This is a genomic window from Rhodoferax lithotrophicus (genome assembly GCF_019973615.1).
Lineage (GTDB): Bacteria > Pseudomonadota > Gammaproteobacteria > Burkholderiales > Burkholderiaceae_C > Rhodoferax > Rhodoferax lithotrophicus.
In genome coordinates, this window is the sequence record NZ_AP024238.1 from 2,709,315 (window position 1) to 2,736,232 (window position 26,918).

Annotated in this window: 24 protein-coding genes and 2 tRNA genes; 16 read left to right on the forward strand and 10 right to left on the reverse strand. The window is 52.5% G+C overall.

Going from position 1 to position 26,918, the window contains the following annotated elements:
• Nucleotides 1–231: 231 nt before the first annotated feature.
• A complete protein-coding gene (locus tag LDN84_RS12490; RefSeq protein ID WP_223903786.1) occupies nt 232–1,551 on the reverse strand; it encodes an HD-GYP domain-containing protein in 1,320 nt (439 codons plus the stop codon).
• Between the two features lie 26 nt (nt 1,552–1,577).
• Complete coding sequence (locus LDN84_RS12495) at nt 1,578–1,988, reverse strand: hemerythrin domain-containing protein (protein ID WP_223903787.1); 411 nt, start codon at nt 1,986–1,988, stop codon at nt 1,578–1,580.
• Nucleotides 1,989–2,318: 330 nt separating this feature from the next.
• On the opposite strand from LDN84_RS12495, the gene LDN84_RS12500 reads away from it, so the two are divergent.
• From LDN84_RS12500 to ppk2, 5 genes are all read left to right on the forward strand, one after another.
• Nucleotides 2,319–3,512: an HIT family protein gene (locus LDN84_RS12500; protein ID WP_223903788.1), complete on the forward strand. Its 1,194-nt coding sequence runs from the start codon at nt 2,319–2,321 to the stop codon at nt 3,510–3,512.
• Between the two features lie 162 nt (nt 3,513–3,674).
• Complete coding sequence (locus LDN84_RS12505; protein WP_223903789.1) at nt 3,675–4,499, forward strand: TlpA disulfide reductase family protein; 825 nt, start codon at nt 3,675–3,677, stop codon at nt 4,497–4,499.
• 110 nt (nt 4,500–4,609) lie between these two features.
• Nucleotides 4,610–5,959 (forward strand): amino-acid N-acetyltransferase, encoded by a 1,350-nt coding sequence (gene argA, locus LDN84_RS12510; protein ID WP_223903790.1) that lies wholly within the window; start codon nt 4,610–4,612, stop codon nt 5,957–5,959.
• A 94-nt stretch (nt 5,960–6,053) separates the two neighbouring features.
• Nucleotides 6,054–6,758, forward strand: a complete 705-nt coding sequence (locus LDN84_RS12515) for a P-loop NTPase family protein (protein ID WP_223903791.1) — start codon at nt 6,054–6,056, stop codon at nt 6,756–6,758.
• 103 nt (nt 6,759–6,861) lie between these two features.
• Entirely contained in the window at nt 6,862–8,067 is a 1,206-nt protein-coding gene (gene ppk2 / locus LDN84_RS12520) for a polyphosphate kinase 2 (RefSeq protein WP_435405880.1), read from the forward strand.
• Between the two features lie 5 nt (nt 8,068–8,072).
• Here the strand turns inward: ppk2 and LDN84_RS12525 are convergent, their stop codons facing one another.
• Both LDN84_RS12525 and LDN84_RS12530 read right to left on the reverse strand, forming a co-directional pair.
• Nucleotides 8,073–8,585 (reverse strand): disulfide bond formation protein B, encoded by a 513-nt coding sequence (locus LDN84_RS12525; RefSeq protein ID WP_223903792.1) that lies wholly within the window; start codon nt 8,583–8,585, stop codon nt 8,073–8,075.
• A gap of 38 nt (nt 8,586–8,623) precedes the next feature.
• Nucleotides 8,624–8,854 carry a hypothetical protein gene (locus tag LDN84_RS12530; protein WP_223903793.1) on the reverse strand — a complete coding sequence of 77 codons (231 nt, stop codon included), beginning with the start codon at nt 8,852–8,854 and terminating at the stop codon, nt 8,624–8,626.
• An 84-nt stretch (nt 8,855–8,938) separates the two neighbouring features.
• Here LDN84_RS12530 and LDN84_RS12535 point away from each other — a divergent pair, with 84 nt between their 5' ends.
• Nucleotides 8,939–9,211 (forward strand): oxidative damage protection protein, encoded by a 273-nt coding sequence (locus tag LDN84_RS12535; RefSeq protein WP_223903794.1) that lies wholly within the window; start codon nt 8,939–8,941, stop codon nt 9,209–9,211.
• A gap of 9 nt (nt 9,212–9,220) precedes the next feature.
• Nucleotides 9,221–11,002: an FAD-dependent 5-carboxymethylaminomethyl-2-thiouridine(34) oxidoreductase MnmC1 gene (mnmC1, locus tag LDN84_RS12540; protein WP_223903795.1), complete on the forward strand. Its 1,782-nt coding sequence runs from the start codon at nt 9,221–9,223 to the stop codon at nt 11,000–11,002.
• Nucleotides 11,003–11,363: 361 nt separating this feature from the next.
• On the opposite strand, the gene rpiA is transcribed toward mnmC1, so the two are convergent.
• Nucleotides 11,364–12,044 carry a ribose-5-phosphate isomerase RpiA gene (gene rpiA / locus LDN84_RS12545; protein WP_223903796.1) on the reverse strand — a complete coding sequence of 227 codons (681 nt, stop codon included), beginning with the start codon at nt 12,042–12,044 and terminating at the stop codon, nt 11,364–11,366.
• Nucleotides 12,045–12,108: 64 nt separating this feature from the next.
• Between rpiA and LDN84_RS12550 the strand changes: the two genes are divergently transcribed.
• A complete protein-coding gene (locus LDN84_RS12550; protein ID WP_223903797.1) occupies nt 12,109–13,212 on the forward strand; it encodes a quinone-dependent dihydroorotate dehydrogenase in 1,104 nt (367 codons plus the stop codon).
• 23 nt (nt 13,213–13,235) lie between these two features.
• Here the strand turns inward: LDN84_RS12550 and LDN84_RS12555 are convergent, their stop codons facing one another.
• Together LDN84_RS12555 and LDN84_RS12560 are read right to left on the reverse strand one after the other, a co-directional pair.
• Nucleotides 13,236–14,336, reverse strand: a complete 1,101-nt coding sequence (locus tag LDN84_RS12555; RefSeq protein ID WP_223903798.1) for an NAD(P)/FAD-dependent oxidoreductase — start codon at nt 14,334–14,336, stop codon at nt 13,236–13,238.
• A gap of 660 nt (nt 14,337–14,996) precedes the next feature.
• Nucleotides 14,997–15,071: transfer RNA gene (locus LDN84_RS12560), tRNA-Val, on the reverse strand.
• A 280-nt stretch (nt 15,072–15,351) separates the two neighbouring features.
• Here LDN84_RS12560 and LDN84_RS12565 point away from each other — a divergent pair.
• From LDN84_RS12565 to LDN84_RS12600, 8 genes are all read left to right on the forward strand, one after another.
• Nucleotides 15,352–15,427: transfer RNA gene (locus LDN84_RS12565), tRNA-Asn, on the forward strand.
• 148 nt (nt 15,428–15,575) lie between these two features.
• Nucleotides 15,576–15,761 (forward strand): hypothetical protein, encoded by a 186-nt coding sequence (locus tag LDN84_RS12570; RefSeq protein WP_223903799.1) that lies wholly within the window; start codon nt 15,576–15,578, stop codon nt 15,759–15,761.
• A 9-nt stretch (nt 15,762–15,770) separates the two neighbouring features.
• Nucleotides 15,771–16,142 (forward strand): VanZ family protein, encoded by a 372-nt coding sequence (locus LDN84_RS12575; protein ID WP_223903800.1) that lies wholly within the window; start codon nt 15,771–15,773, stop codon nt 16,140–16,142.
• Between the two features lie 499 nt (nt 16,143–16,641).
• On the forward strand, nt 16,642–18,492 hold the full coding sequence (locus tag LDN84_RS12580) for an Ig-like domain-containing protein (RefSeq protein WP_223903801.1): 1,851 nt from the start codon (nt 16,642–16,644) through the stop codon (nt 18,490–18,492).
• A 20-nt stretch (nt 18,493–18,512) separates the two neighbouring features.
• The gene (locus tag LDN84_RS12585; RefSeq protein ID WP_223903802.1) at nt 18,513–19,691 is read left to right on the forward strand and encodes an outer membrane beta-barrel protein; all 1,179 of its coding nucleotides are present in this window, start codon (nt 18,513–18,515) and stop codon (nt 19,689–19,691) included.
• A 294-nt stretch (nt 19,692–19,985) separates the two neighbouring features.
• On the forward strand, nt 19,986–22,481 hold the full coding sequence (locus LDN84_RS12590; protein WP_223903803.1) for a chemotaxis protein CheW: 2,496 nt from the start codon (nt 19,986–19,988) through the stop codon (nt 22,479–22,481).
• A 620-nt stretch (nt 22,482–23,101) separates the two neighbouring features.
• Nucleotides 23,102–23,614 carry a TlpA family protein disulfide reductase gene (locus LDN84_RS12595; RefSeq protein ID WP_223903804.1) on the forward strand — a complete coding sequence of 171 codons (513 nt, stop codon included), beginning with the start codon at nt 23,102–23,104 and terminating at the stop codon, nt 23,612–23,614.
• Between the two features lie 250 nt (nt 23,615–23,864).
• Entirely contained in the window at nt 23,865–24,239 is a 375-nt protein-coding gene (locus LDN84_RS12600; protein WP_223903805.1) for a hypothetical protein, read from the forward strand.
• 17 nt (nt 24,240–24,256) lie between these two features.
• Here the strand turns inward: LDN84_RS12600 and LDN84_RS12605 are convergent, their stop codons facing one another.
• The 3 genes from LDN84_RS12605 to speB form a co-directional block, all read right to left on the reverse strand.
• Nucleotides 24,257–24,487, reverse strand: coding sequence for an FmdB family zinc ribbon protein (locus LDN84_RS12605; protein WP_223903806.1), 231 nt, complete (start codon nt 24,485–24,487; stop codon nt 24,257–24,259).
• A 77-nt stretch (nt 24,488–24,564) separates the two neighbouring features.
• Nucleotides 24,565–25,866 (reverse strand): NAD(P)/FAD-dependent oxidoreductase, encoded by a 1,302-nt coding sequence (locus LDN84_RS12610; protein ID WP_223903807.1) that lies wholly within the window; start codon nt 25,864–25,866, stop codon nt 24,565–24,567.
• A gap of 22 nt (nt 25,867–25,888) precedes the next feature.
• Nucleotides 25,889–26,806: an agmatinase gene (speB, locus tag LDN84_RS12615; RefSeq protein ID WP_223903808.1), complete on the reverse strand. Its 918-nt coding sequence runs from the start codon at nt 26,804–26,806 to the stop codon at nt 25,889–25,891.
• Nucleotides 26,807–26,918 lie beyond the last annotated feature (112 nt).

The following is a 26,918-nucleotide window of genomic DNA, read 5'->3' on the forward strand; positions in this document are numbered from 1 at the left end:
GCAATGACCAAAGACTTGGTGATGCACTGTAGATGTGGCTACTGGAACGACTTTTGAACTCCAACAGACAGAAGGCAAGAGATCAATCGATGACGGAACAGATAACCACGTTGCAGCATCAGCCAACTGCCTCAATACTCGCTTTCTGGAAATTCAGCAAAAAAGTGGCTATCGGTCGCAGAAAGCCTGCTCCCGGTCAAATTTCTGTTGTCCCCTGCTCCGACATGCGCACTAAGCCCCAGGGCTTGCGGATACGCTTACGCTGCAGGTATGCACATGCGCCTGCTGCGACTGACAGCGGATGTGATGAATCTGTTCAAAATCTCCGCGCAACGCCGCCACCACATCACCATTGATCGCCCCATCCGTGACCAGTTCGTCGAGTACGGCCAGACATTGCGCGCGCGCCATGCCGCTGCGGTAGGGACGGTTTTCGGTGATGGCGGTAAAAACATCCGCCACTGCAACGATACGTGAGCCGAGTGTGAGCTCGCGTGAGCGGAACGGGTATCCCTTTCCGTCAAGACGTTCATGGTGCAGCGCAGCCCAGGTGTTGACGGTTTCCAGACCGGGCACCATCGAAAGAATCCGATGTGTGTAGTAAGGATGCTGACGAATGATGAACATCTCAGCTGGTGTCAGCGGTCCGGGCTTGTTGAGTATCTCGGTCGATACCGCAAGTTTTCCAATGTCGTGCAAGTTTCCCGCCACCCCGATTAACGTTGTCTCGTTGGGCGACATGCCAAGCCGTGCGGCCAATTCCTCACTCGTTGCGGCGACTCCGCTCGAATGCGTCGCGGTGAAGGGACTGCGGTAGTCAATCATTTTTCCGAAGACTCTGGCCAACTGGTAAAGCCCGTCCAGACCAAGGCTGAGTTTCGAGTTGCCAAAGCGGCATCTGACTATTTCTTCCTTGTGTGGGCTCGTCAGATCGAGCCAGAATGACTCTTTCTCTGAAATTCCATCAAACGCCGCCACCACCATCGGCATAAAACAGCGCCCGGTTTCAGCAGCAATCGCCAGACGGATGCCGCTGGCCTGTGCCAGAACGTTGTGTTCGTTTTCCGGCATGACCGAAATGCGATCCGCCAGACGCAAGATGTGGCTGATCAGTGGTACCGGCTGTCCATCGAATTCACTTCCGTGTCCAAAATCCCAGTTCACGTGGTGGAAACGGATCGCCAATGCCGCCTTGGCGAAAGGTGCAAAGTCGCGCAGCAACAGGTAGCCTTCCCATCCATGCTGATGCAGGTTCTCAGGAAACCACCTGCCGCTGGAGTGACTGCGGGTCAATGCATCATCGAACAAGTCGAAGTGCATGGCAGACGACACGGCCACCACATCGTGCAGAGCACCTGCGATAAGCGCATCCTGAATCTCTTCTTGACCCAGATCGAGTTCTTCGGCCAGGCAGGATGCCACGTAGGCGACCCGCAGATGATGCTCAGAAATCTTCGGGTGAAGAAACTCGATCGCTCTGGAAAAACAGAGCACCATACTGAAAAGCTCTACGTCAATTTCATCCAGTGGTGGTCGTGCCTTCATCGCCATTTGGATATTCAGACTGTGTCCGTTCGTCAAAGTGCCTCAATGGCTGGATAGAAGACCGAGTCTTCCTTTTGCATCCGGGCATGAACCGTTTTGAGAACCGAGTTGGCATCCGAGCGAAAACCATCTGGATCCCTTGACACCTTGTCGGCGTGGTTCCATCGTTCTGCAAACACCATATAGGCCGTGGCAATGGTGCCCATTTCGTTCTGGAATTTCGTGCCCATTCGCGCCAGAACGGCGTTATTCCCGTTGCGTAATGCAGGATACAAAACCTGGTCTTCCACGGCTAGATGCAGCTTAATGATCGAACTCATGGAAATGATGAGTCGGGCAATTTCTTCGGCATTTTCGCGAATACCAGCCTGGCTGGCTTTCCGTAATGCGGCGATGCAGCCAATGATCTCAACGTGTTGACGTTTGAATTTGTCGATGTTCATACAGGAGCCTTTCAAAGTGCACTGCACCAAAGGCAGCTCAGTGTCGGATACTGAATCACCCATCAATAGATGCATGTGATATGAATCTATTGAAACACACAAAACCTGTGAACTCAAGAAATCTCCAGAATCACCGCGTTCTGCAAATGGGTACCCCCCATCTGCACCAATGACATATCGAACGACAGAAACAGTGCACATCGTTTGGGCCACGGTTGTGATCAAATGAATGCGGTGGGCACCTTGTCTTATCAACAATGTGCTCTCACGCGGCTCCCTGACACGCCGGTGCCGTTCACCCGCCACCACCGATACGGTAGGATTCACACGATGAACGAGCCACAGCAACTCCAATTGGAAGCCATTGAAGCGCTGATCAGCGCCCGCAATGTTGATGATCTGTCGATCCGCGAGATCATGGATGACATTCTGGACGACGAGCAGATGGCGGCTTTCCTACCCGACTCCTTGTGCCAGATTGATCCCCGAACCGGGGATGTGATTGTTTACAACTCGTCCCGCGCCACCCGCTTGCACACCACCGCCGCCACACCACCGGTTGACAGCCATGACGACCAATGTCCGATCTGCGCCGCCAAGAGCACCGGGGTGATTGATCTGCAGCCGCTGAGTGAAGGCTTTACCTTCATCAACAAGAATCTTTATCCGATCCTGCACCCGGTCGAGCATCCGCAGGAAGATGACAAGGGTCTGCCACTGTATCCAGACCCTTTTCACCACGGCCGCAGTTCATATGGCATGCACTTGCTGCAGTGGACTTCTTCGATTCATGACCGGGACTGGCACAACATGCCGCTGGCAGACTGTCTGATCTGTTTTGACCGGCTGGCGGCGCTGGAGCACAAGTTGCTGACCGACTCCGAAGGGTTCATGCCGGCTTCAGACCGGGTGCTGCAAAAAATGCCGCACCGCGCAGGTGAAGCGGACATGATCAGTGGGCCAAAGACCTATGGTTACGTCTCCATCATCAAGAACTTTGGCCACGCTGCCGGTGCATCGCTGTCGCACGGACACCAGCAAATTGGCTTCAGCAACATCATGCCGCAGCGCTACTTCAACAATTTCAGCTTCATGCAGCGCAACAGGCAAACGTTTTCAGAATACATGCTGCGCGAGAACCCGCAGCGGCTGATGGTGCGGGATTTTGGTCATGCGGTGCTGATCGTGCCGTATTTCATGAAGCGGCCCTACAACATGCTGGTGCTGCTCAAAGATCACCACAAACAGTACCTCCACCAGTTGAGCCCTGATGAACGCCGGGATCTGGTTCAGGCCATGGTGGCCGCCATCCAGGCGATCATCACCATCATGCCGCAAATGGGCAAGGCACCTGCCTACAACATCAATGTCAACAACGGACCCGGTGCTGGCGTGTATCTGGAGTTGCTGGCCAGCACACAACTGACCGGCGGGTTTGAACACATCGGCTTGTGGGTCTGTCAAGCCAATCCCAATGAGGTAGCGGCCCAGCTTCGCGAAGTCGTTAACACCTCGGTGGGCTGAAGTTCAGGTGTGGCTTGAGGTGGTTGCTACAAAGACCTTGGCCTACACCACGCCACAGTACCCCACAACGCAAAATCCATTAAAAATAGCCTCCAGAGCAGACAGAAAAAGCGCTAGCAGCTATTTTATTGATAGCTAAAAACATCAACCGATTTCCAATCCATGCTCTCCATCTCCCTCGGCCCTTTGGCGCTGCCTGTTCCACCCCTGGTACTCATGCTGGCAATGTGGATTGCAGCCACGTTGGCGCGACGCTTGGCCCCCACGGAATTGGGTCAATCTGCTGAAAACATGGTGTGGAGCGCGGCGGGCCTAGGCCTGCTTGCGGCCCGTCTGACCCATGTGTTGCGTTATGCCGATGCCTACTTTGCTACCCCGTGGGCCTTGCTGGATGTGCGTGATGGGGGCTGGTTTGCACCCGCAGGTTGGGCAGTTGCCAGCGCGTGGCTGCTTAGGCGCGGCTGGCAGCGGCCAGTGCTTCGCCGCGCATTGGGGCTGGCAGCCTTGGGCGTTGCCCTGATCTGGACGGCTGGCTTGGCCATGGTGTGGGTAGCTGAAACCAAACCCATGCAGCAACAGGTGCCCGATGTGACGCTGACCGAGTTGAACAGCACACGCACACGGGGACTGTCCCAGCTCATCGCGGGCAAGCCAACGGTGGTTAACTTGTGGGCCACCTGGTGCGGGCCGTGCCGTGCCGAGATGCCCACGCTGGCCGCCGCCCAGCAGCGCTCACCTGAGGTGGCGTTTGTTTTTGTGAACCAGGGCGAGTCCAACGCCACGGTGGCAACGTATTTGCAGCGTTCCGGCTTACCCTTGGCCAATGTGTGGCTGGACCCGGCCAGCCGCCTGGGGCCAGCTGCTGGCTCGCGAGGGTTGCCCACCACCTTGTTTTTTAATGCCAAGGGTCAACGCGTGGATGCCCACTTTGGCATGCTCAATGCTGCCGCCTTGCAGGTGCAATTGGACCGTTTGCGCGGGCGTTGAGCGTCGTACAGACGAGTGGTTTGAAGGAGTGGCGGGGGCTGTATGTTGCAACGTGCTGACTGATACACTTTTTGCATCCGATTCACCTGTATTCAAGCCCCTATTGCCCTATGCCCTCTGTTTTCAACTTCACCTTTGTCCCCTGGTTTCGCTCGGTGGCACCGTATATTCATAAATTTCGCCACCAGACCTTTGTTGTCGGGGTGTGCGGAGAGGCTATTGCTGCTGGCAAATTGCCCAATCTGGCTCAGGATTTGGCGCTGATTCAAAGTATGGGGGTCAAGGTTGTCCTGGTGCACGGCTTTCGTCCACAGGTGAATGAGCAGCTAAAAGCCAAAGGCCATTCACCTCGTTACTTTCAGGGAATTCGCATCACCGACGAGGTGGCACTGGATTGCGCCCAAGAGGCCGCGGGCCAACTGCGTTACGAAATTGAAGCCGCTTTCAGCCAGGGCCTGCCCAACACCCCCATGGCCGGAGCTACGGTGCGGGTGATTTCTGGCAATTTTTTAACTGCACGACCAGTAGGGATTGTGGATGGCATCGATTTCCAACACTCGGGCGTAGTGCGCAAGATTGACACAGCCGGGATCATGCGCTCACTGGACATGGGGGCACTGGTGTTGATGTCGCCATTTGGCTTCTCCCCCACGGGGGAAGCTTTTAACCTGACCATGGAAGAAGTAGCGACCTCAGTGGCTGTGGCCTTGCAGGCCGACAAGCTCATTTTTGTCACCGAAGTCCACGGTATTGCCACCGACATCCATCAACCGGTCAGCGAAGACAACCCGATTGACACCGAATTGCCGCTGGCTGCTGCCGAGAAATTGCTTCGCGACTTACCCGCTGCAGACAAACCCAGCGACACTGCTTTTTATCTGCAACATTGTGTCAAGGCTTGCAAAGGTGGCGTAGAGCGCAGTCACATCATTCCATTTATGGTGGACGGCTCCATCTTGCTGGAGGTTTATGTGCACGACGGCATTGGCACCATGGTGGTGGATGAAAAGCTGGAGAGCCTGCGCGAAGCCAGCGTGGACGATGTCGGTGGCATCTTGCAGCTGATTGAACCGTTCGAGAAAGATGGCACCCTTGTCAAGCGTAGTCGCACCGAAATCGAGCGCGATGTAGGTCTGTACACCGTGATAGAGCACGACGGTGTGATTTTTGCCTGCGCAGCCCTGTATGCGTACCCGGAGGCACGCACCGCAGAAATGGCAGCGCTGACTGTGTCGCCTCAAGTACAAAGCCAGGGTGATGGCGAGCGTGTGCTCAAACGTATTGAGCAGCGTGCCAAATTGGCCGGGTTGGAGAGTATTTTTGTACTGACCACACGCACCATGCATTGGTTCATCAAACGCGGGTTTGTGCAGGTCGATCCCGACTGGTTACCCGAGGCACGCAAACGCAAATACAACTGGGATCGCAAAAGCCAGGTACTGGTGAAAAAAATCACCTGAGCTCATCATCAAGCTATTTTCGAGCACGACTCTTGCTCTGTTTTATGGACAGACCGCTAGGTTTCAATTTAATTACTTCATACAGGAAAATTTTATGAGCTCTCTCAATTTCATCGGCGGCGAAAAAGGTGGTGTGGGTAAATCTGTGCTTGCGCGGGTTTTGGCCCAGTATTTCATTGATCAGGACAAGGCCTTTATTGGCTTTGACACAGATCGCTCGCACACCTCTTTCACTCGTTTTTACGCGGACTACGCCTCACCGGTGCTGGTTGACAGTTATGAAGGCCTGGATCGGGTCGTGAGTGTTTTTGAGTCTGCACCAGAACAGGGTGAGCTGCCCCGCGTGATCGTGGATCTGGCAGCGCAAACCGCATCCCCCCTGGCTCGCTGGATTCAGGACTCTGACCTGCTGAGCTTGCTGGCCGACTTGGGTGTGCGGGTAAATTTCTGGCATGTCGCAGACGCTGGCAAAGACTCGGTGGATTTGCTTGGGCGATTGCTAGAAACCTATGGCAGTGCAGCCAACTACATCATTGTGAAAAATCAGGGCCGAGGGACCGATTTTTCTCAGCTGGAAACATCTGCAGCCATGGCCAAAGCGCTTGAATTGGGTGCCACGGTGATCAGCTTGGGGCAGTTACACGAAGCCAGCATGCGGAAAATTGATCGACAAAACGCCAGCTTCTGGGCAGCCATTCACCAGCGTTCAGAACCCGATGCGCTCGGTATGCTGGAGCGCCAACGTGTAAAAAATTGGCTTAAAAAAAGCTACGAATCACTTGATTCTTTGACACTTTGAAGCCTTGCGGCTGCCGCGAAAAATAGGTTTGATTGATTCAGATCAAGCCTATTGAATGAGGTGCGTCACAAAATTCATGAATAAAAATCATCGAAAGTTTGACATGAATGAGCCTGAAGTTCCCTCTTCCACAATCAATCATGCTGAAAAGGCAGTACTGAATCCAACACACCGTAAGCCCAGTCGCAACTTAGCCGCAAAATCAATATCTCAACCCAAGATAGTCAAGGTGCGTAGCGTTGGGCGAGGCGACGTTACGGGCGCAAAAACCCAAGCTGGCGTTTCGCGCAAGGCGATCCAGGCCAGCGTAGATGCAGCGCAAGGCAGCAAGATCAATGCAGTGAAAGACATCATGTCGGTTCACACCAGCAAACTGGACGCACTAAAAACCTTGCTTGAAGGCAGTTCACCCGATGATGCCGCAGCCATTCGGCAAATGTTATTGGAAAGCCAGGTGAGCCCCAAAGGTATGGGCTCGCAGCCTGATGAAGAGTTGGCCAGCGATTGGCGCACCGGGGGTTATCCGTATAAGAACCTGATGTCACGCAAACGCTATGAGGCCCAAAAATACAAGTTGCAAGTTGAATTGCTGAAACTGCAGAGCTGGGCCAAAGAAACAGGTCAACGTGTGGTGATCTTGTTTGAAGGACGTGATGCGGCGGGCAAGGGGGGCACCATTCGGCGTTTTATGGAGCACCTGAATCCCCGGGGTGCCCGTGTGGTAGCGCTTGAAAAACCTTCAGAAGCCGAACGTGGTCAATGGTACTTTCAACGCTATGTGCAGCATTTGCCCACTGCTGGCGAAATCGTATTGTTTGACCGCTCCTGGTACAACCGTGCCGGGGTTGAACGTGTGATGGGGTTTTGTTCAGAATCTGAGTACCAGCAATTCATTCACCAGGCCCCCTTGTTTGAGCGTCAGTTGGTGCAAAGCGGGGTATATCTGATCAAATTCTGGTTTTCAGTGAGCCGCAAAGAGCAGCGCCGCCGGTTCAAAGAGCGCGAGCTACACCCGCTGAAACAATGGAAACTCAGTCCGATTGACTTGGCTTCTCTGGACAAATGGGACGACTACACCAAGGCCAAAGAAGCGATGTTTTTTGAAACCGATACCGCCGATGCCCCTTGGACAGTCATCAAATCAGATTGCAAAAAACGCGCCCGACTCAATGCCATGCGCTATGTGTTGCATAAACTACCGTATACCAACAAGGATGTGACCAACATCGGCACGCTCGACACCTTGCTGGTGGGGCGTGCTCATGTAGTGTACGAACGCGGCGAGCACCCTGGTAGCGTGCTGCTGTAACAAACTCAGTGGTGTGAGGCCCGTTGCCAGATCAGCAACAGGGCCAGTACGCCAATCAAGAAAAAACAAACAAAAGACCAATTGGCGATAGAACCGCCAAGAAATGTCCAGTCCACAGCAGAACAGTCGCCGCTGCCCTTAAAGATCATTGGAATCACGCGGTTGATTGGGAAGTTTTCAATCATGCCGTAGAAATCGCGCCCACAAGTGGCGATCTCGGGGGGATACCATTGCAACCAACTTTGTCTCGCAGCCACAAAAGCGCCAAAACCGGCCTCAACAAGCATCAGAAAAGCGCTTGTAATGTGTAGAGATTTTTTGTCGCCAAGCGCTGCAAGACCAGCCGTAACAGCTATCAAAATAAGTGCATAGCGTTGAACAATGCACATTGGACAAGGATTCAGGCCAACACTTTGTTGCAAGTACAAACCAAAGGCCAGCATGGATAGACAAGCAACACAAACCAGGACAAAAAAACGTCTTGGTTTCTGATCAAGCAAAGCCAATCCGAAGCTCATCGCATTTCCTCCAAACAGACCATGCCAGAAACCATGGATTATTTGGAAGCTTCGTCCAGCGCTTTACAGGATGGAGAACACACCGCCTGAGATTTTCCCAATATTTTTTTGGACACCATCTGTGAACGTGCTCTGTGTTTGCCACACAAAAAGCACGACATGGTGGCGGCACCAAAAGAAGTTGCCGCTGTGAAGGGAGAACCCGACACTTTGGATTTGTAACGAAGGCCATCGGCCACGATTTTAGTTTTGGTATCTGCTTTTGCCATAGGGGTAGATTTTACGCCAGTCAGCCCGACTACGGAAAAGCTTGCTAAAGTTAACCCTTTTGAACGTTCTCTCAAAGGGTATTTATGGCACGCACTGTGAAATGCATCAAACTGGGTATTGAAGCTGAAGGGCTTGATTTTGCCCCCTACCCTGGCGAACTCGGCAAACGTCTGTGGGAGAGTGTTAGCAAACAAGCTTGGGCTGATTGGCTCAAGCATCAAACCATGCTGGTTAATGAAAACCGCCTGAATCTGGCAGATGCCCGGGCCCGTCAGTATCTGGCACGCCAAATGGAAAATCATTTCTTTGGTGGTGGAGCGGACGCTGCGCAGGGTTATGTGCCACCCAAAGCCTGAGGTGATGCTTTGAGCCCCCAAGGGCATCCCTGGCAAAAACAGCCTGATTGGCGTATTCTTGACACGCAATTTGGCTCAGGCAACACTTTTCTAGCCACTTGGCTCACATGGCTTGAAGACGCAGATCACCCGCGTTTGTTGCACTACGTGGCTGTGTGTCAACAGCCATGCAGTGCCTCTGAGCTGATCAAGCATTTCGAGGCTCACCCCAAACTTGCATCGCTAGCGCTTGAGCTCAGTCATCACTGGTTTGGACTGTTGCCAGGTTTTCATCGTTTTTTACTTGAGCAAGGCCAAGTTGTGCTGACCCTGTGTGTGGGTGAGCCTTTGCCGATGCTGAGAGCACAGCAATTTGAAGCAGATGCCATCGAACTCACGCTGCCTCATACCTGCCAGGACGAGTTGTCTTGGTTTTTGAAAGCCATTGCCCATTGCTGTCGGCGTGGAACTCGCCTGGTGATGCGTCATGCTGATGCCGCTGAAACTCCGGGATGGCCAAGAGTACTGACCCAATGTGGCTTCACGTTGGAACCGATGAAATCGGATGGCGATGACTCATATCGCCAAAAGCCAAGCTCATTTTCCGGTTACTTTGATCCCGCCTGGACACTCCAAAGGACACGCCCAACGACAAAAACGGGCCCCTTACCCGTATTAAGGTGCGCCGTCATTGGCGCTGGCTTGGCTGGAGCTGCCGTTGCCACATCATTGGCCCGGCGTGGCTGGCAAGTCACGGTGCTTGATCAAGCCGAGACACCTGCCGCAGGTGCATCCGGACTGCCTGTGGGCTTGGTACTCCCCCATGTTTCAAGTGACGATTGCACACTGTCACGCCTGTCACGCGCAGGTGTCAGGATGATGCTGCAACAAGTTAGTGAATTGCTGAACGTGAACAGGGACTGGGCTCCTAGCGGTGTGTTTGAGCGTCAAATCGGAGGTACCCCAAAATTGCCTTTGACTTGGTCATCTGAAGGTACACAATGGTCAGCCAATGGGCATCCTGATGGTGACGTGGCTTTGGGCTCAGGACTTTGGCATCCCAAGGGTGCCTGGATCAAACCTGCCGCCTTGGTCAAGGCTTGGCTTAATCAACCAGGGATTACTTTTCTGGGCAATGCCGCAGTGACAGATGTTCGCCGCCAAGGGCCCACATGGGTGCTGAGCAATAATTCAAGTGAGATGCTTTGTGAAGCCGAATGTGTGGTGTTTGCCAATGCGAACGGGGCTTTTGAATTGCTTCAAAAAATGAAGCACTCAGCGCTTGATACACAAGCACAAGAGTCTCATTTACCTTCAAAACAAGGAATGCTTGGCTTGCTCAGCTGGGCTTTGCATGCCGAACCTGAGGAAGCAAGGTTTGCACCATTTCCGGTCAATGGTGCGGGCAGCATCGTGTCCTGTGTTCCTACGGAAAACGGTCTAACGTGGTTCATGGGGTCTTCGTACCAACCCGATGCTCAACTGGAGCGCAGCGACCAAGAAAACCATCTTCGGAACTTGGAACATTTGAAGGAATTGCTTCCGTCACTAGCTCAAAAGCTGGCACCCGTCTTTGAGGCGGGCACACTTCACGCTTGGAAAGGCACGCGCTGCATCACCGCAGATCGACTACCCGTGGTGGGGCCATTGGATGCCACAGATCAACCCAGTTTGTGGATATGTGCCGGCATGGGCTCACGTGGATTGAGCTTCTCTGTACTGTGTGCTGAGCTGTTGGTTGCCCGCATGGGTGCTGAACCTTGGCCTATAGAGGCCAAACTGGCACGATCCCTGGAGGCCTTGCGTGCCTGATTTCCGTCTAAACTGACTTGTCTGATCACAATGCCAGCTATTCGACAGGCATGACATGCCTGAATTTCTGAACGATTATCGGAGTTGGCCAGATGCCCAATCCCATGTTCTCACGCTGTACCGCGAGTTCCACTGCCACAGAAAACCCATACCCAAGCTGCCAGGATGATCCGGGATTTTTGTCCGCACTGAGCGACCACGCACCGTTTTGTTGGAAAGGGATGCGACATGCAGGTCATGCAAAGAACCGGTAAAAGAGAGCGATGCGCCCCACTGCCCTGCTCCGGTCTTGGTTACCGGCCGTTTGCTACCTGCCTGTTTGTTGAAAAGAGCTTGTGCTACAGCCGTATTGGGTTTCCCCTTAAAACGTGAGTGTTTGGACACCTTGTGCGGTGCCCAATAAGCACACATGTGCTTTCTGAAAGGCAAATACACCGACCGTCACCACGCCAGGCCATTGACTTACCTGGGTCTCAAACTTCAGCGGATCGGTGATTTGCAGCCCGGTTACATCCACAATATGTTGGCCGTTGTCAGTCACCAGTGGTTGACCGTCACGCAAACGTATTTGAGCCTCCCCACCCATGGCACGAAACTGCCTGATGATGCGCTGAGCAGCCATCGGTATTACTTCAACAGGTAATGGAAACCGGCCCAAGGTGGTCACCAATTTCGACTCATCGGCAATACACACAAATTGCTTTGACTGGGATGCAATGATTTTTTCACGTGTCAGCGCAGCTCCACCACCTTTGATCATGAAACCCTGGCGATCAATTTCATCCGCGCCGTCAATGTAAACCGCGAGTTCATCCACCTCATTGGAATCAAAGACCGGGATGCCCAAAGCTTTAAGACGTTCGGTACTGGCGTTTGAACTCGACACCGCGCCCTTGATCTGTTCTTTGATGGTGGCCAACGCGTCGATGAACTTATTTACCGTTGAACCCGTACCCACACCGACAACTTCACCCAGTACCACATACTTCAATGCAGCATGCCCAACCAGGGTTTTGAGATCGTCTTGCGAGAGTGTGGACATGTTGTTGGCCTTTCTAAGATGTATAGGTGAAAATCGGACGCATTTTTAACGAAACAATTATCCAATGGCTCTTGTTCCTTACGCGTTGACCCGTCCGTTTTTATTTGGCATGGATCCTGAGGCGGCTCATGAATTGACTCTGAATACCCTGGCGCGTACCCAGCACTCACTCCTGAATTGGGCTTACCGAGGCAACCGAGTTTGTGACCCCATTGAGTTGGCGGGGCTCACGTTTCCAAACCGTGTGGGGTTGGCTGCGGGACTGGATAAAAATGCTCGCTGTATTGACGGCCTGGGGGCGATGGGTTTCGGTTTTGTGGAAGTAGGCACGGTGACCCCATTGGCCCAAAGTGGCAACCCAAAACCACGCATGTTTCGCTTGCCAAAAGCCATGGGATTAATCAACCGACTCGGCTTCAACAACGATGGTCTGGATGCTTTTATTGCTAACGTCCAACAATCTCGCCTTTACCAGCAGCGCAGCACCCACCCGGCTGAACCCGCTATGATGTTGTTAGGGTTGAACATCGGTAAAAACGCCGCGACACCTATGGAACGTGCCACGGATGATTATTTGATTTGCCTTGACGGTGTTTATCCCTATGCCGATTACGTGACTGTCAACATCTCCAGTCCCAACACCAAAAATCTGCGCACTCTGCAAAATGATGATGCACTGGATGCCTTGCTGGGAGCCATCTCCAAACGACGTGAAGAGTTGGCCCAAACATCTGGCAAGCGCGTTCCCATTTTTCTGAAAATCGCCCCCGATCTGGATGAAACACAAATTGCGGTCATCGCCCAAACACTACAACGTTATGGGAAAGACACTCAAGGCAAAGTGAACAATGCTTGGGGAGTGATCGCCACAAACACCACGTTAAGCCGCGATGCCGTTCAAGGCATGGAGCACGCGCAAGAAGCGGGTGGACTTTCTGGGGCTCCCGTGTTGACCATGAGCAACCGGGTGATTTCACAATTACGCGCCAGCTTGGGTCAGAATTTTCCAATCATTGGCGTGGGCGGCATCATGAGTGCGCAAGATGCCGTGAGCAAAATCCGTGCTGGCGCAGATGTGGTGCAAATTTACAGTGGCTTGATTTATCAAGGCCCAGAACTGGTGTCCGAGACTGCATCTCTAATAAAAAAGACCTTCCAGTGCTTATAAATAGTGAATACACTGCTATTGATTTAATTATCAAGTAACTGAATAACGGCTTCTCCAATTGCCAACGAACTGGTTAAGCCAGGCGATTCAATCCCAAAAAGGTTGACCAAGCCTGGGTGTCCATGAACGTTGGCACCTTGAATGACAAAGTCACTAACAGGCTCATTCGGGCCACTGATTTTTGGTCGAATACCTGCATATGCTGGCATTAATGCGCCATCCTGCAAACTTGGCCAGTATTTGCGAACTTCAGCATAGAACGCATCTCCGCGCTCAGCATCAACAACAAGGTCGTCAACAGAGTCAACCCACTGCACATCTGGGCCAAACTTGGCTTGTCCAGCTAAATCAATCGTTAAATGTACGCCCAAGCCCCCAGCCTCTGGGACTGGGTAAATCAAATGCGTGAACGGCGCTTTACCCGAGAGTGCAAAATAATTGCCTTTGGCATAAAAAGTGGTGGGAATATGTTCATGGCCTAAGCCTGAAAAATTTCTAGCCAAACTCGATGCCGTTAATCCTGCTGCATTAACCAACACATTACACGCCAGTCGGGTGCCATCCTTCATGGTTAATTCAATGACATTGGGTTCAAGTTTGGCTTGCATCAAGGTGCTATGAAGCACCACTGTGCCCCCTGCATTTTCAATATCCGCCTGCAATGACAACATCAATGCATGACTGTCCACAATACCCGTGCTGGAAGATAACAAAGCGGCATCACAAACCAATTGGGGTTCTAATTTCAAGGCTGTTTGCCGATCAAGCCATACCAAATCTGTAATTCCATTTCGTTTGGCAGCTTCTTCAATGTTCAGAAGCTTGGCCTTCTGATCTGAATCGGTAGCAACGATCATTTTCCCGCAACGACGATGAGCGATGCCACGGGCTTCACAGTAGGCGTACAGCATCTTGTTACCTAAAACACATAGGTGCGCTTTCAGCGAATCAGGTTTGTAATAAATTCCGGCATGAATGACTTCGCTGTTTCGTGAACTGGTCGCTGTACCAATTGCACCAGCGGTTTCCAACACCAAAACCTCACGGCCAGCTAACGCCAAGCTGCGTGCAACAGCCAAACCGACAACACCAGCGCCAACAACTACGCAATCTACTCGATCCATGGTTAACCTCCACGAGGGCTAGCAACTTGTTACAGAAAGAGCACATCCAATCAATCCAAGGTCGAGTTTTTTCCAACAAAACACTACTGGTCAATGCCGTGATCTCTGCATTGCCTTTTAAGATGTGCTGCTTCAAATCGTCATTGGATGTAACCCGGATGTGTCGCTGGAATGTACACGCCATCCTAGAAAAGGTGCACTTGATCAAGTTAAGTCATGAACCATGCCTGGATGTATGAACATACTCGAAACATCCATAACGGGGGCAGGGATAGGTTATGGTCTCTTTGGATATCTAGGACGAGTGGCTATCCAACATTACCTGAATGACAGCACCCTTGAGGTTAGTACTTGTCGAGTTGCTTGAACAACGCAATAAAACTGATGCTGCAACAGTCGCCCTATCTACACACCGGAGAATCATTGGCAGCCTAAAACCAAAACTTTGCTGAGGTTTGGTGATCAAAATGCCATCATCTTGGTACGCATTCACATCTCGTACGTATGCCACCTGCGAAGCTAAAAACTCTGGGGTATGGCGCGCTGTTATTCTGACAGCGCCAACGAAGGTCGTTCAGATTTTCTTGCCATGATCACTATGCAAATTGAACAAAATTGACAAAAAAAGACCTAGAAAATCTAGGTCTTTTTCTAAAATCATGGTGGGCGGTGGAGGCTTCGAACCTCCGACCCCAGCAGTGTGAATGCTGTGCTCTACCCCTGAGCTAACCGCCCCATTCCCTTATCGGTAACAGACTGAAATTATGCCATACATTTTTATCTTTTTAAGAAAAAATAACAAATCTTCCAGCCTTGAGAGGACGGGTATTGGCTGCACTACAACTCACATACCCTGCGACTCGTCTTCGTTTTACAGTGCCCTCAACTACAGTAGTTTTTCTAACGTCCCACAGAACAGAGATTTAACCCGCTTTGGATTTAAAAGAATATTTATGCTTTTTAAAGAACAGTTACTTAAATCAGCAAAAAAACCTGTCTATAATATAGGACTTGTTCCTCGATAGCTCAGTTGGTAGAGCGCCGGACTGTTAATCCGTAGGTCCCTGGTTCGAGCCCAGGTCGAGGAGCCAAAGATACGCTAGTGAATGAAGCCCTTACGAGAAATCGTAGTGGGCTTTTTTTATGTTCGGATTGGACTATTCGGACTTGCTCAGTTCTACTTTGGTTCGGTGGAGTGCCTTTTGAAAGATCATTTGAATGAAACCACTCTTCTCCAACATGACACCATCTAATTGGAAAACAACCCTGCGCTTTGTAGCCGGTATCGTGGCGATACTGACGCTAAATGCCTGCGCTGTGGTGGCTGTTGCAGATGCTGCTGTCACCGTTGTGGCCACCGGGGTTAAGGTCACTGCCAAGGCGGTAGGCGCGGTGGCTGACGCGGTCATTCCCGGTGGCGATTGATTGTGCGGCATGAATCTCGCTTTGTTGTTGCGCTCAGCTTCGCCGTTCTGGCGCTGGTCTTTCTGGGGCTTGGTGCTGGTTACGTTGTGGTTATCACTTATTCCGTCTGAACAGGTGCCCCAAGGCCTTCACTTCTGGGACAAGGCGCAGCATGCAGCAGGCTTTGCTGGACTGGGTTTTCTGGGGCTGATAGCTTACCCGGTTCGTACCGGAGCAGTTTTACTTAGCCTGGCCTTGTTTGGCATCGGCATTGAGGTCGCACAATGGCTGACGGGTTGGAGGCATGGGGATTTGCAGGACTGGGTGGCAGATTGCGTCGGAATTGCGATTGGTTACGCGGGGTGGTGGGGGGCAGCCTTAGCGATAAGGATGCGGCGCTAGCCCAAAAGGTCTTCGGTCAATTCCAATGAAAAAGGGCAAAGCTCGTAACGAACTCTACCCTTCAGTGTGCTTTCTCAGGTATGGAAAGCGTTATGACGGTAAACCGCCTGTCAAGTGTGTGCGTATGTATGTTCCATGGTCATCTACGGGGCTCCTTCACCGAGAATAGGGACTCGGTCACGGGGAAATTCTGCGCCTGAATTGTTGAAGAGTCAATTACTTTACTGGAAACTGGGCCGTCAGACCCCGCATTTCAGCAGCCGGTGAAGGCAAAACAGCTCTTCGGCGTGCCACCTATGTTGCCCAGCGCACGGACACAGATGCTGCACCTCTTGATACTGAAACCCGTGATGCACAGCATTTCTGCGCTTGTGCAAAACGTAGTCACCCAGGTCAGCCGTCTGCTGTCTTGGATTTCAAAAGTTTTTGTATCCATCAAAGAGGTCGGCGAATGAAAAAAATCGCGGGTAATTCAAAAAGGTTGCCATGCTTCATGGCCATGCTTCTGAGCATCTTGGTCACCGCATGTGGCGGTGGCGGACAGTCACCCATATTGGGGGCTGGCAGCCTCAGCCCGGTGCCTGTCGTGCCGCTCACGGTCACGGCTGTTTCACCCTTGCCCAATACCTTGGGTGTGGCGATCAACACCCGAGTCCTGAGCGCTGCATTCAGCCAATCGATGAATCCCGCCACACTCAGCACCACCAGTTTCACCTTGGCTTGCCCGACCACCACCCCCATCGCAGGTGCCGCAGTGAGTTATGTCGCCGCCAGCAAAATTGCCACATTGACCTTGCCGGTGGGTACGATGCTCCCTGTAAACACGGTGTGTACTACAACGATCACCACCGCAGCCAAAAACAGCACGGGCTTGGCACTGGTCAGCAACTACATCTGGAGTTGGACCACCGCCTTGGCCACCGATACCACCGCACCCCGGGTCATCAGCACCGTGCACGCCAACAATGCCATCAATGTGCCCGTCAACACCCGCATTGATGCCACCTTCAGCGAAGCCCTCAACCCGCTGACCCTGACCAATATCAATTTCTCGATGAAGCAAACCGTAAGCGGTGCGGCCGTTACGGGCACCACCAGTTATTCAGGGGTGGATGCCTTGTTCATCCCGCTGAATGCGCTGACTCCTGGCACCCAATACACCATGACACTCAAGGGCGGCGCAGGGGGGGTGGAGGATTTGGCAGCCAACCCGATGGCGGTGGACTATGTGTGGAGTTGGACAACCGTGGCAGCGGATGTCACCGCACCCCTGGTCACCCTGGTCAGCCCGGCCAACCTGGCCACCAATGTGGCCACCAGCACCGCAGTGAATGCCACATTCAATGAAGCCATAGACCCCTTGACCATCAGCAATGCCAGCTTCACGCTGGCCGGTGTCACCGGTGTGGCAGGCAGTGTGAGCTTCAATGCACTCACCAAGATCGCCACTTTCACGCCCAATGCCGCATTGACGGCAGGCACCATCTACACCGCCACTGTGACCACCGGCGTGACTGATCTGGCTGGCAACAACTTGGCACTGAACAAGGTCTGGAGCTTCACCACGGCGGCGATTCCTATCGTGATACCGGTCATTGCCCTCAATACCGCCGCACCGTATGGCACTTTTGGCGGCACGGCGGGCATGACCAACACCGGCACCCTCACCCAAGTCAACGGTGACATTGGCACGATTGCCACCGGTACCTCCATGGTGACGGGTTTCCACGACACGCTGGGTGACATTTACACCGAAAGCCCGGCCAATATCGGTGCGGTGAACGGCAGGATTTACACCTGCACCAACGCCACCACCGGCCCCAACTCAGCCGTCTTCAGTGTCCCCAACTGCGCCATTGCCACCCAGGCCCGCCTGGATGCCCAAACCGCCTACCTGGCATTGGTGGCCAAACCGGTGGGTGGCGCAAGTCCGGCCCCGGGTGCCAACCTGGCTGGCTTGACCCTGTTGCCAGGAACCTATGTAGCCCCTGGCGGCTCGTTCATGATTCAAGGCGGCAACCTGACGCTGGACGCGCAAGGTGATGCCAATGCCACCTGGGTGTTCCAGATGGCCACCACCCTCACCGTGGGCGGGCCTGGTGCGGCGTTTCCGCAAAGCATCATCCTGGCTGGCGGTGCCTTGCCGAAAAACGTGTTCTGGCAAGTGGGCAGCTTTGCCACCATCAACGCCGCCGGTGGCGGCACCATGGTGGGCACGATCATTTCGCAAGCGGGCACATCATTTTCAACTGCAGGCAACGTCAATATCGTGACACTGGAAGGCCGGGCCCTTTCTCTGGGAGCCTCGGTCACGCTGGTCGACACCGTCATCAACGTGCCAGCCCCCTAAACCAACACCCGGAGTACGACATGACACGCACACATTGCAGACTTTTCAGCTTCGCAGGCCGTTTCAGCTTGCTCACACTGGCACTCATGGCCAGCCCTTTCGCCATGGCAGACACCCCGTTCTGGTATGGCGGGGCCAATATCGGCCAGTCCCAAGCCACGATTGATGATGCCCGCATCGCCAGTGGGCTGCTCGCCAATGGTCTCACAGCGGGGCCGATCAACGACATTCACCGTGATCTTGGTTTCAAACTGTATGGAGGCTACCAGTTCAATAAAAACTTCGCCGTAGAAGGCGGCTACTTTGACCTGGGGCAGTTTGGCTTCAACACCAGCACCATCCCGCTGGGCACCTTAAGCGGCAACATCCGCCTCAAAGGGGTGAACCTGGACGCGGTGGGCATCCTGCCCATCACCGACAAGTTCTCGGCCTTTGGCCGCCTGGGGGTAACTCACATGCAAACCAATGATACGTTTGTGGGCACAGGTGCGGTGAATGTACTCAACCCCAATCCAAGCTCGCGTGACACCAACCTGAAAGTGGGTCTGGGGCTGCAATATGCGCTGGCCCCGGCACTGATGCTGCGTGGTGAGATCGAGCGCTACCGCATAGATGACGCGGTAGGCAACAAGGGGGATGTGGACTTGGTGTCCGTTGGCTTGGTTTACCGTTTTGGCGCGCCAACACCCACCCCTGTGACCCGCGCTTACACTGCAGAACCGGTGGTGTTGGCCCAGGCCCCTGCGCCAGCGGTGGCGGTACCAGTTGAGGCCGCCCTGCCACCACCTGTACCGCTTCCCCCTCCCATACCCTTGCCTGTCAAAGTCTCTTTTTCTGCGGATTCGCTGTTTGACTTTGACAATGCCGCAGTCAAGCCTGCCGGTCGTCTGGAGCTGGACAAGCTGGCAACCGATTTGCGTGGCGTGGACTTTGATGTGATCAACGTCACCGGACACACTGACCGCATTGGCTCACATGCCTATAACCAAAAGCTTTCGACACGCCGCGCTGAGGCGGTCAACACCTACCTTGTGCAATCTGGCGGCATACCCGCGCACAAGATCAGTGCCAAGGGGGTCAATGGCTCAGATCCGGTGACCAAGCCCGGCGACTGCCTGGGCAACAAGGCGACTCCGGCCTTGATTACATGCCTGCAACCTGATCGCCGGGTTGACATTGATGTATCTGGCAAACTCTAATCAGCATCCATGATCTCCTGAACACCATTTCAATGGTGTTCAGCACAGGGGCAATGAGTGTCACCATTCTCGACGCAGAAAAGCCTATCGCTTTGATGCACCGTTACAAGCCGATGCGTCCCACACAATGGGGTAGATATCGGTTGCCCTGGCAAGAAGCAAAGTTGCTGCATAACGGCAAACAGGCAGTCCGCATATTCAAACAAAACACATATCGGCATCGGTTGACAAGTTGGCTTCATCATGGTGCGCAATTTGCTTGCATTGAGTTAACACCCTCAGATCAAGACAGATATGAATACCGCCAAACAAATTGTTGCACCTCGCATGCAAGCATTGCAAAAGTTGGAAAAGTCCCTCAAAAGGCTGGATTTGAGCTGGAAAGTCATCGAGACCACCGCACGAGTTGTCAGCCCACCGGAATCAGCGGCATTTATCTCAACGCTTGAACACACACGGGCTGCATTTAGCCACTTGGCAGCGGAAATGGTGGACCAAATTGCACACACTTATTTATCCAACTGCAATCATGATCTAACTTCACGAGCACAAGTGGCCATTGATATCCTGGTTCGTAATCTGTTTGAGCGGACCGCAGATGTGGGCTTTATTGCAACCGATGGCCCCTTGGTTCAATTTGTCCAGGCTCCAGACGAACAACTACGCACGCAACTGCACGCACGGTTAACTGAATATCGCAATAAATACACGGTATATGACGACATTTTGGTTCTAAATGCATCAGCACAGTTGTTGTTATCACTCAAACCCAACAACCGACAAGACATAGTGACACCTGCTTGGTGGTCTGAGGTTCTGTCCAAACAAGGATATGTAGAGTGTTATGGAAGAAGCGGCTTGTTTAACACTGCTGAGAATGTGCTGATCTATTCACATCGCATCGTGGCCGACGATGGATACCCGTGTGGTGTCGTGATTCTCAAATTTGATTTGCAGTCAGAGCTAATGTCCATTTTCAAGGCATTGCAACATGAAAGTAGTGTCATTGCTGTGCTGGACGAACATAGCCGCGTGGTGACCAGCAGTGACACCGATTGCTTTGCTCCTCTTGAGACTGTTCGACTGCCAAAGGCCAGACAGCAGTCCATCGCACAGACCATACATCACAAAGGTGTTGACTATCTTTTTTCACACTGTGGCACGCGTAGCTACCAAGGTTATAGCGGTCCAGGCTGGACAGCACTTGCACTTGTCAGATTGGATGAGGCATTTGAATCATCACGCAATAACACACTATCAACTCAGGGAAAAATACCTGACACATCAATCGAGATTGAGTTGGAACATGCTGAACTTCAACAAATCGTCGCTCGTGCCAGAACCATAGGAAATGATCTCAATCGAGTTATCTGGAACGGTAAGCTCAATGAGTCAGGTAACGTTCCTGGCTCTGCCCTCAGTCCGGTGTTTTCAGAGATAGGCCGAACCAGCAAGCAAACCATTGCAGCCTTTGATGCCGCTATTTTGGAGTTAAAAAGTCTTTTGTTACTTGGAAAGCGCGTCGAATTGACTTCTCATGCCACATTGGCGGTGGATATCATGGATCGTAATCTGTACGAGCGGGCAAATGACTGCCGGTGGTGGGTGTTATCGGAAGAGTTGACTGATTTGCTCCAAACCCTGCAAGTTTCACCTTCAGACACCACCCTACAGCGGGCGAGTGAAATATTGGCTCACCTCAACAGCCTGTACACCGTATATCGCCGGGTAGCCTTGTTTGACCGTCAAGGACGCGTTGTGGCTGTCTCCAGAGACGCTCAGAGCCTTGCCGAGAATACTGAAATTCCTGCGGCCCTCTTGCAACGCACCTTTGCACTAAAGGGAACCCAAGCCTACACCGTTTCCAGCATGGTGCCACATGCACTTGCCGATGGTGAAGCTACCTACCTGTACTGCGCCCCCATCCGCAAAATTGGCGAAGATCAACCTCTAGGAGGTGTTGCTCTGGCATTTAATTGCACCGATGAATTAACTGCCATGCTGAATGATTCGTTGCCTACTGGAGGCACCACGCTTGGGTTCTTTTTAAACCATGATGGTCGGGTACTGGCCAGCACTGATCTGGATATTGCGGTGGGAGATTGCCCTGACTTCTCCCCTAGCCTGTCGAAAATAGCTGGGGGATATACAGAAAAACCCTGGTGCATATGGAAAGGGAAAACCTTTCTGGTGGGTTTCGCAAAGAGCAAAGGATATCGGGAGTTCAAAACCACTGATGGTTATCGGGACGACGTGCAATCGGTGATGCTCACGGCAGTCAACCCCAGCCCGGCGTTAGAAGATGGCTTTGTACTGCCCCAACCGCACCTTGGCTTCTCCGAATCAAGTACACGTTACGGGGTTGTTCAATGTGGCTCGCTGTTGCTTGCTCTGGCAAGTACACATGTGGTTGCAGCGGTATCAGCCAGCAATATGTCCGCGCCTGTCATACAGTCGGATTCAATCGGTATGCTGAAATTTTCCATAAACGGGCATGTCGACATATTGCCGGTTTACGATACCTGCAAGTTGACAGGACAAGCACCAATTGCCAACCCAGAACAAGCTGTAGCCATAGTCCTGCGCAACAGAGGCAGGACAGCAGCACTGATCGTAGACCGGCTAATTGATGTGATTGAATGCGCCTCCACAGAGGCCCCACCCGGGGGAACTAACCCAGAGGCCCCCTGGATAAGCGGATTCATTCACGACAGTCGGCCACACACCGAAGCGGTGTTTGTTATAGACCCCAACAAGTTACCAATATTCCAAAGCGTGCAGACACCATAACAAAACTACTCATACCGCAAGTTATGAACTCAAGAGTCCGATGAGGGCAGGAAATACCGGCGCTCTCAAATCCAAGTTCAACAGGCTTCTACAATCAGCTATTCTCACAAATACATAGCGTATGCAGCCATCAGTTACAACAAAAACTCAATGGACGAGCACCAACGGCGGCCTTTGGTACAGGTGGCGCGGTTACACCGTCCGATGGCTATTATTCGGAATCATTGTCCAGCTGTTCCAGCCTATTTCGAATGTTAATGAGCCATACTGGCAACAAAAATCAATTCAATTTATTATTGGAATAATATTCGGCTCAGTCTGTGCATTCGTATTCACAATGGCTGAGAACAAGCTCAATAGACTTCGTTCAAATTGGAAATCCTGGATTTTGGTAACGGCCACTTGGTTAATTGTGAAGATATTGTTTGTCAGCGTCTTGGCTATAACTGGCAACACCAACGATTAGCGGTTAATAAGCTGGCCTAGAAAATGAGGATTGGCAAGAGGGGATACCAACTGTATTAACTTGGACCATGTCAAACTTCTTGATCCAAATTCAGCAGTGAGGTTCCACCCGAACTATCAGGCTCATGTTCAGAAAGTGGATAAAGTCAGCTTCTATGAAAATAATCATCACGTTCTTGTTGTTTTTTATGGGTGGTGTCCTTAGTTTTGTTAATGCCAAGACACCAGGTGAAGTCGAAGTTGGCTCTGTATTACGTGAAGCACACATGCAGGGTTTGCTGGTGCCCAATCAGAAACTTTCTGCATTTCGAGGCAAACCAATGATCATTAACGTTTGGGCAAGTTGGTGTGGTCCCTGCAAGCAAGAGATGGCATCGGTTCAACGGTTGGCAAAGCGCTACAACGGACGGCAATTTAATGTGATTGGTATCTCAACTGACGACTACATTGACCGAGCCACTCTATTTTTGAAACAGAATGATGTCACCTTTCCCAATTTCATCGATAGTCAACTCTATTTGGAAAACATGCTCGGCGCCGACCGCCTTCCTCTCACATTACTGATCGATGCGCAGGGCCGGGTACTTGCAAAGTTTATTGGAGCCAAGGAATGGGATAGTCCAGAATCGTTGGCCATGATCGCCAAAACCTTACACGTCAAGCTCTGAATTTTTCGAACATGGACCAGCATCGTCCATCGGCTACCCAAAATCCCCTAAATGGGGGATACCCAGTCACACCACAAGTTCATATGATGAACTCTTATTGATCAGGTCTTGTGAGGTTTGGAGTTCATTTTTTTGAAACTGTCTCTTGGGTCGGTAGAAAAATTACGTTGAACTTGATCAGAACGAATTAATGCTCGTCGAACACAAGTAGTTGTGTCACGTTGTTCTGCTATTTGCGGAAGGGGAATTTATGTCTTATTCTGTTTCCTGGATTTCACACGGTTGCAACGTCACTTACTCAGATCGCGTTACGTTTGAAGAGTTTATGGGTTCAATATTGGCCATCCATGCCCATGAAAACTATGATGTCATCAGTTACGTCATACATGACATGACAAATGTGGCTGAACTGGACTTTTCTGAAGTTGACATGACGCGGATTGTTGCGCATGAGTTGGGTGCCAGATTTACCAATCCGCATGTGCGTCCGGCCGTAGTTTCTACAAATACAACCATGGGCTCAATGACAAGAGCCTTCAATGAAATCACAAAGCTTGAAATCGGTTTCTTCCCCACAGTTCGCGAAGCCAATGATTGGGTCAAAGGAACCCAGTCAACGGCTTGAAATATCTGCGGATGAACTCACTGATGATCGAAAGTACAAGATCCTGATCGACTCGCGTTGGGACATGAACCACACGGGCTTGGCATAACCTGTGCATTCCGCTCAGAAACTGCGGTCGTTGCAAACACAGACAACAATTTTTCAAGCTTTCCTGAATGACATATTGGGCATTGCGGCGTTGTGTCAGAGCGAACCAGTGCTTCAAATTCATGTCCACAATCACCGCAGCTATATTCGTAAATTGGCATCTCGACTCCAAATCAAAACGAAATTATCCATCCAGCGCCAAGTAGTCCCGCACACTTGCACCCCGGAAAATCGCCTCCTACAGGACATCCTTGAGTCGGTGGTACAACATACCCAAGACTAGGCTCGGTGTACGCAGCAAGGCTCCGCCCGGAAAATGGTGATGTTGCAACTTGGCAAACACATCAAATTGCTCAGCTTGTCCGGCTACCACTTGCGCAGCCAGTTGACCAGCTAGTCCGGTCAATGCAACACCATGCCCGCTAAAGCCCTGCAGGTAAATCATGTTGTCACCCAAACGCCCAAAATCAGGCGCACGGTTCATGCTGATGTCGACAAACCCACCCCATACATGCTCAATCTGCACACCTTTGAGTTGCGGAAAAATCATCTCCATGCGCTTGGCCATCACGGCTTTGAGATTCATCGGCGTGCGGGTGGAATAACTCACGCGGCCACCAAACAACATGCGGTGATCGGCACTGAAACGAAAATAATCCAATACAAAATTATTGTCGCAAGCAGCGGCGTTGCTCGGAATCAGTTGGCGACACAAGTCTGCTGACAGCGGTGCTGTGCTGATCATGTAAGTGCCCACCGGCATGACACGTGGCGTGAGTTCGGGCGCTACACGCGGACCATATTCAGGCAAGGTACAGTTGCCTGCCAGCACTACAAATTTAGCGCGCACCTGTCCTTGGGCGGTTTGCGCACTCAAGACTGCACCTCTCTCCAACAAGGTCACCGCTGAATGTTCAAAAATCTGGACACCCAGCGACTTGGCCGCCTGTGCCAGACCTAGGCCAAACTTCAGGGGATGCAGATGACCTGAAGATGTTTCGAATGCTGCAGCACAGTAACGCGGACTCTGGATGTAATCCTGCACCTGCGCACCGGTGACAAATTCATGTGCAAAACCATAGTCACGCTGCATGGCCATGCAATCTGCCTCCAAAGCTCGTGCCTTGCGTGCCGAATCGGCCACATACATATAACCCTTCACCCGGTCACAGGCAATATCAAACTCACGGATGCGCTCGTCGATCAAGTCAATCGACTGCATGGACATGTCCCACGCTTGACGCGCCAAAGTCTTGCCCAATTGCTGCTCAAATAGCCCCTGCCCACACGCAAAACCGGCAATGGCTTGGCCACCGTTGCGTCCAGACGCACCACTACACACCTGATCAGCCTCTAGCACCACCACCTGGTAGCCACGCCGTGCCAACTCAATAGCCGCCGACAAGCCGGCATAACCCGCGCCGACCACCAGTACATCGGTATTCAGCGCTCCCTGCAAAGGGGGCTGCAATGGGGGGCGAACCACACTGGCTTCGTAATAACTTTGTTGATTGAGTTGGGTGTCAGAGTCAAGCAGCATACAGGTTGCGCCTTTTCACAATTCAAGGATGTTTGGCCACTTGTCCACACAGGTAGGTCCAGACCAGGGTCGCCGCTGCCGTGCTGGTGAGCTCCGCGTGGTCATAGGCCGGAGCCACCTCCACGCAGTCCATGCCAATACAGTCCAGCACCGACAACTCCTCCATGAACGTCAGCAGCTGCGAACTGCTCAGGCCACCTGGCTCTGGCGTTCCTGTGCCAGGGGCAAAGGCGGGATCCAGACAATCAATGTCCAGTGTGATGTAACAAGGCCGCCCCTTCAGGCGCAACACAATTTCAGCAATCACCGGCTGCAGTGCCGTGCCATCCAAGCCGCGCAACTGCCGGCCGGTAAAAATCAACCCACCCTGGTCCTGCACGTACTCACGGGCAGCGCGCTCACCGCTGGAACGCAGGCCAATTTGCACCGTATGCATGGGGCTGACCAAACCTTCGGCCATCGCCTCGTAAGTCCAGGTGCCATGGCCGGAAGGCTCGCCGAAATGATCTGTCCAGGTGTCGCAATGCGCATCAAAATGCACCAAGGCCAACTCACCATGCAAGGCGTGTGCGGCCCTGAGCAAGGGCAGCGTCACAGAATGGTCGCCTCCCAAAAACACACAGTGATGTCGCCCCATCAGCAACGATGCCTGACGCTGGATATGCGCACGCACGTCGGCCAGTGGCGAGGCATTGGGCAAGTGCATGTCATAGGCATCACCCAAATGCCCCAACGGGCTCACCCCAAAATGAGGATGAATACCATCGCACAGCATCAAGCTCGCTCGGCGAATATCTTGTGGCCCCATACGGGCCCCTGGACGATGGGTCACCGCACCGTCAAATGGCACACCCGCAATAGCAAAAGCTTGGCAATCCAGCTCTGGGGCACCCAGAAAGCGGTTGGTGTTGTTGGCATAGGCAAAATGTCCAAGCGTCATAAGTGATCCTTACAGGGGGTCAGAGACAACCATGGTAACCCTCCATACCCGTCACCAGCGCACCAGTTCAGCACAAACTGCTGGGGCCAATAGCTGTTGTGTTTCAGGCATC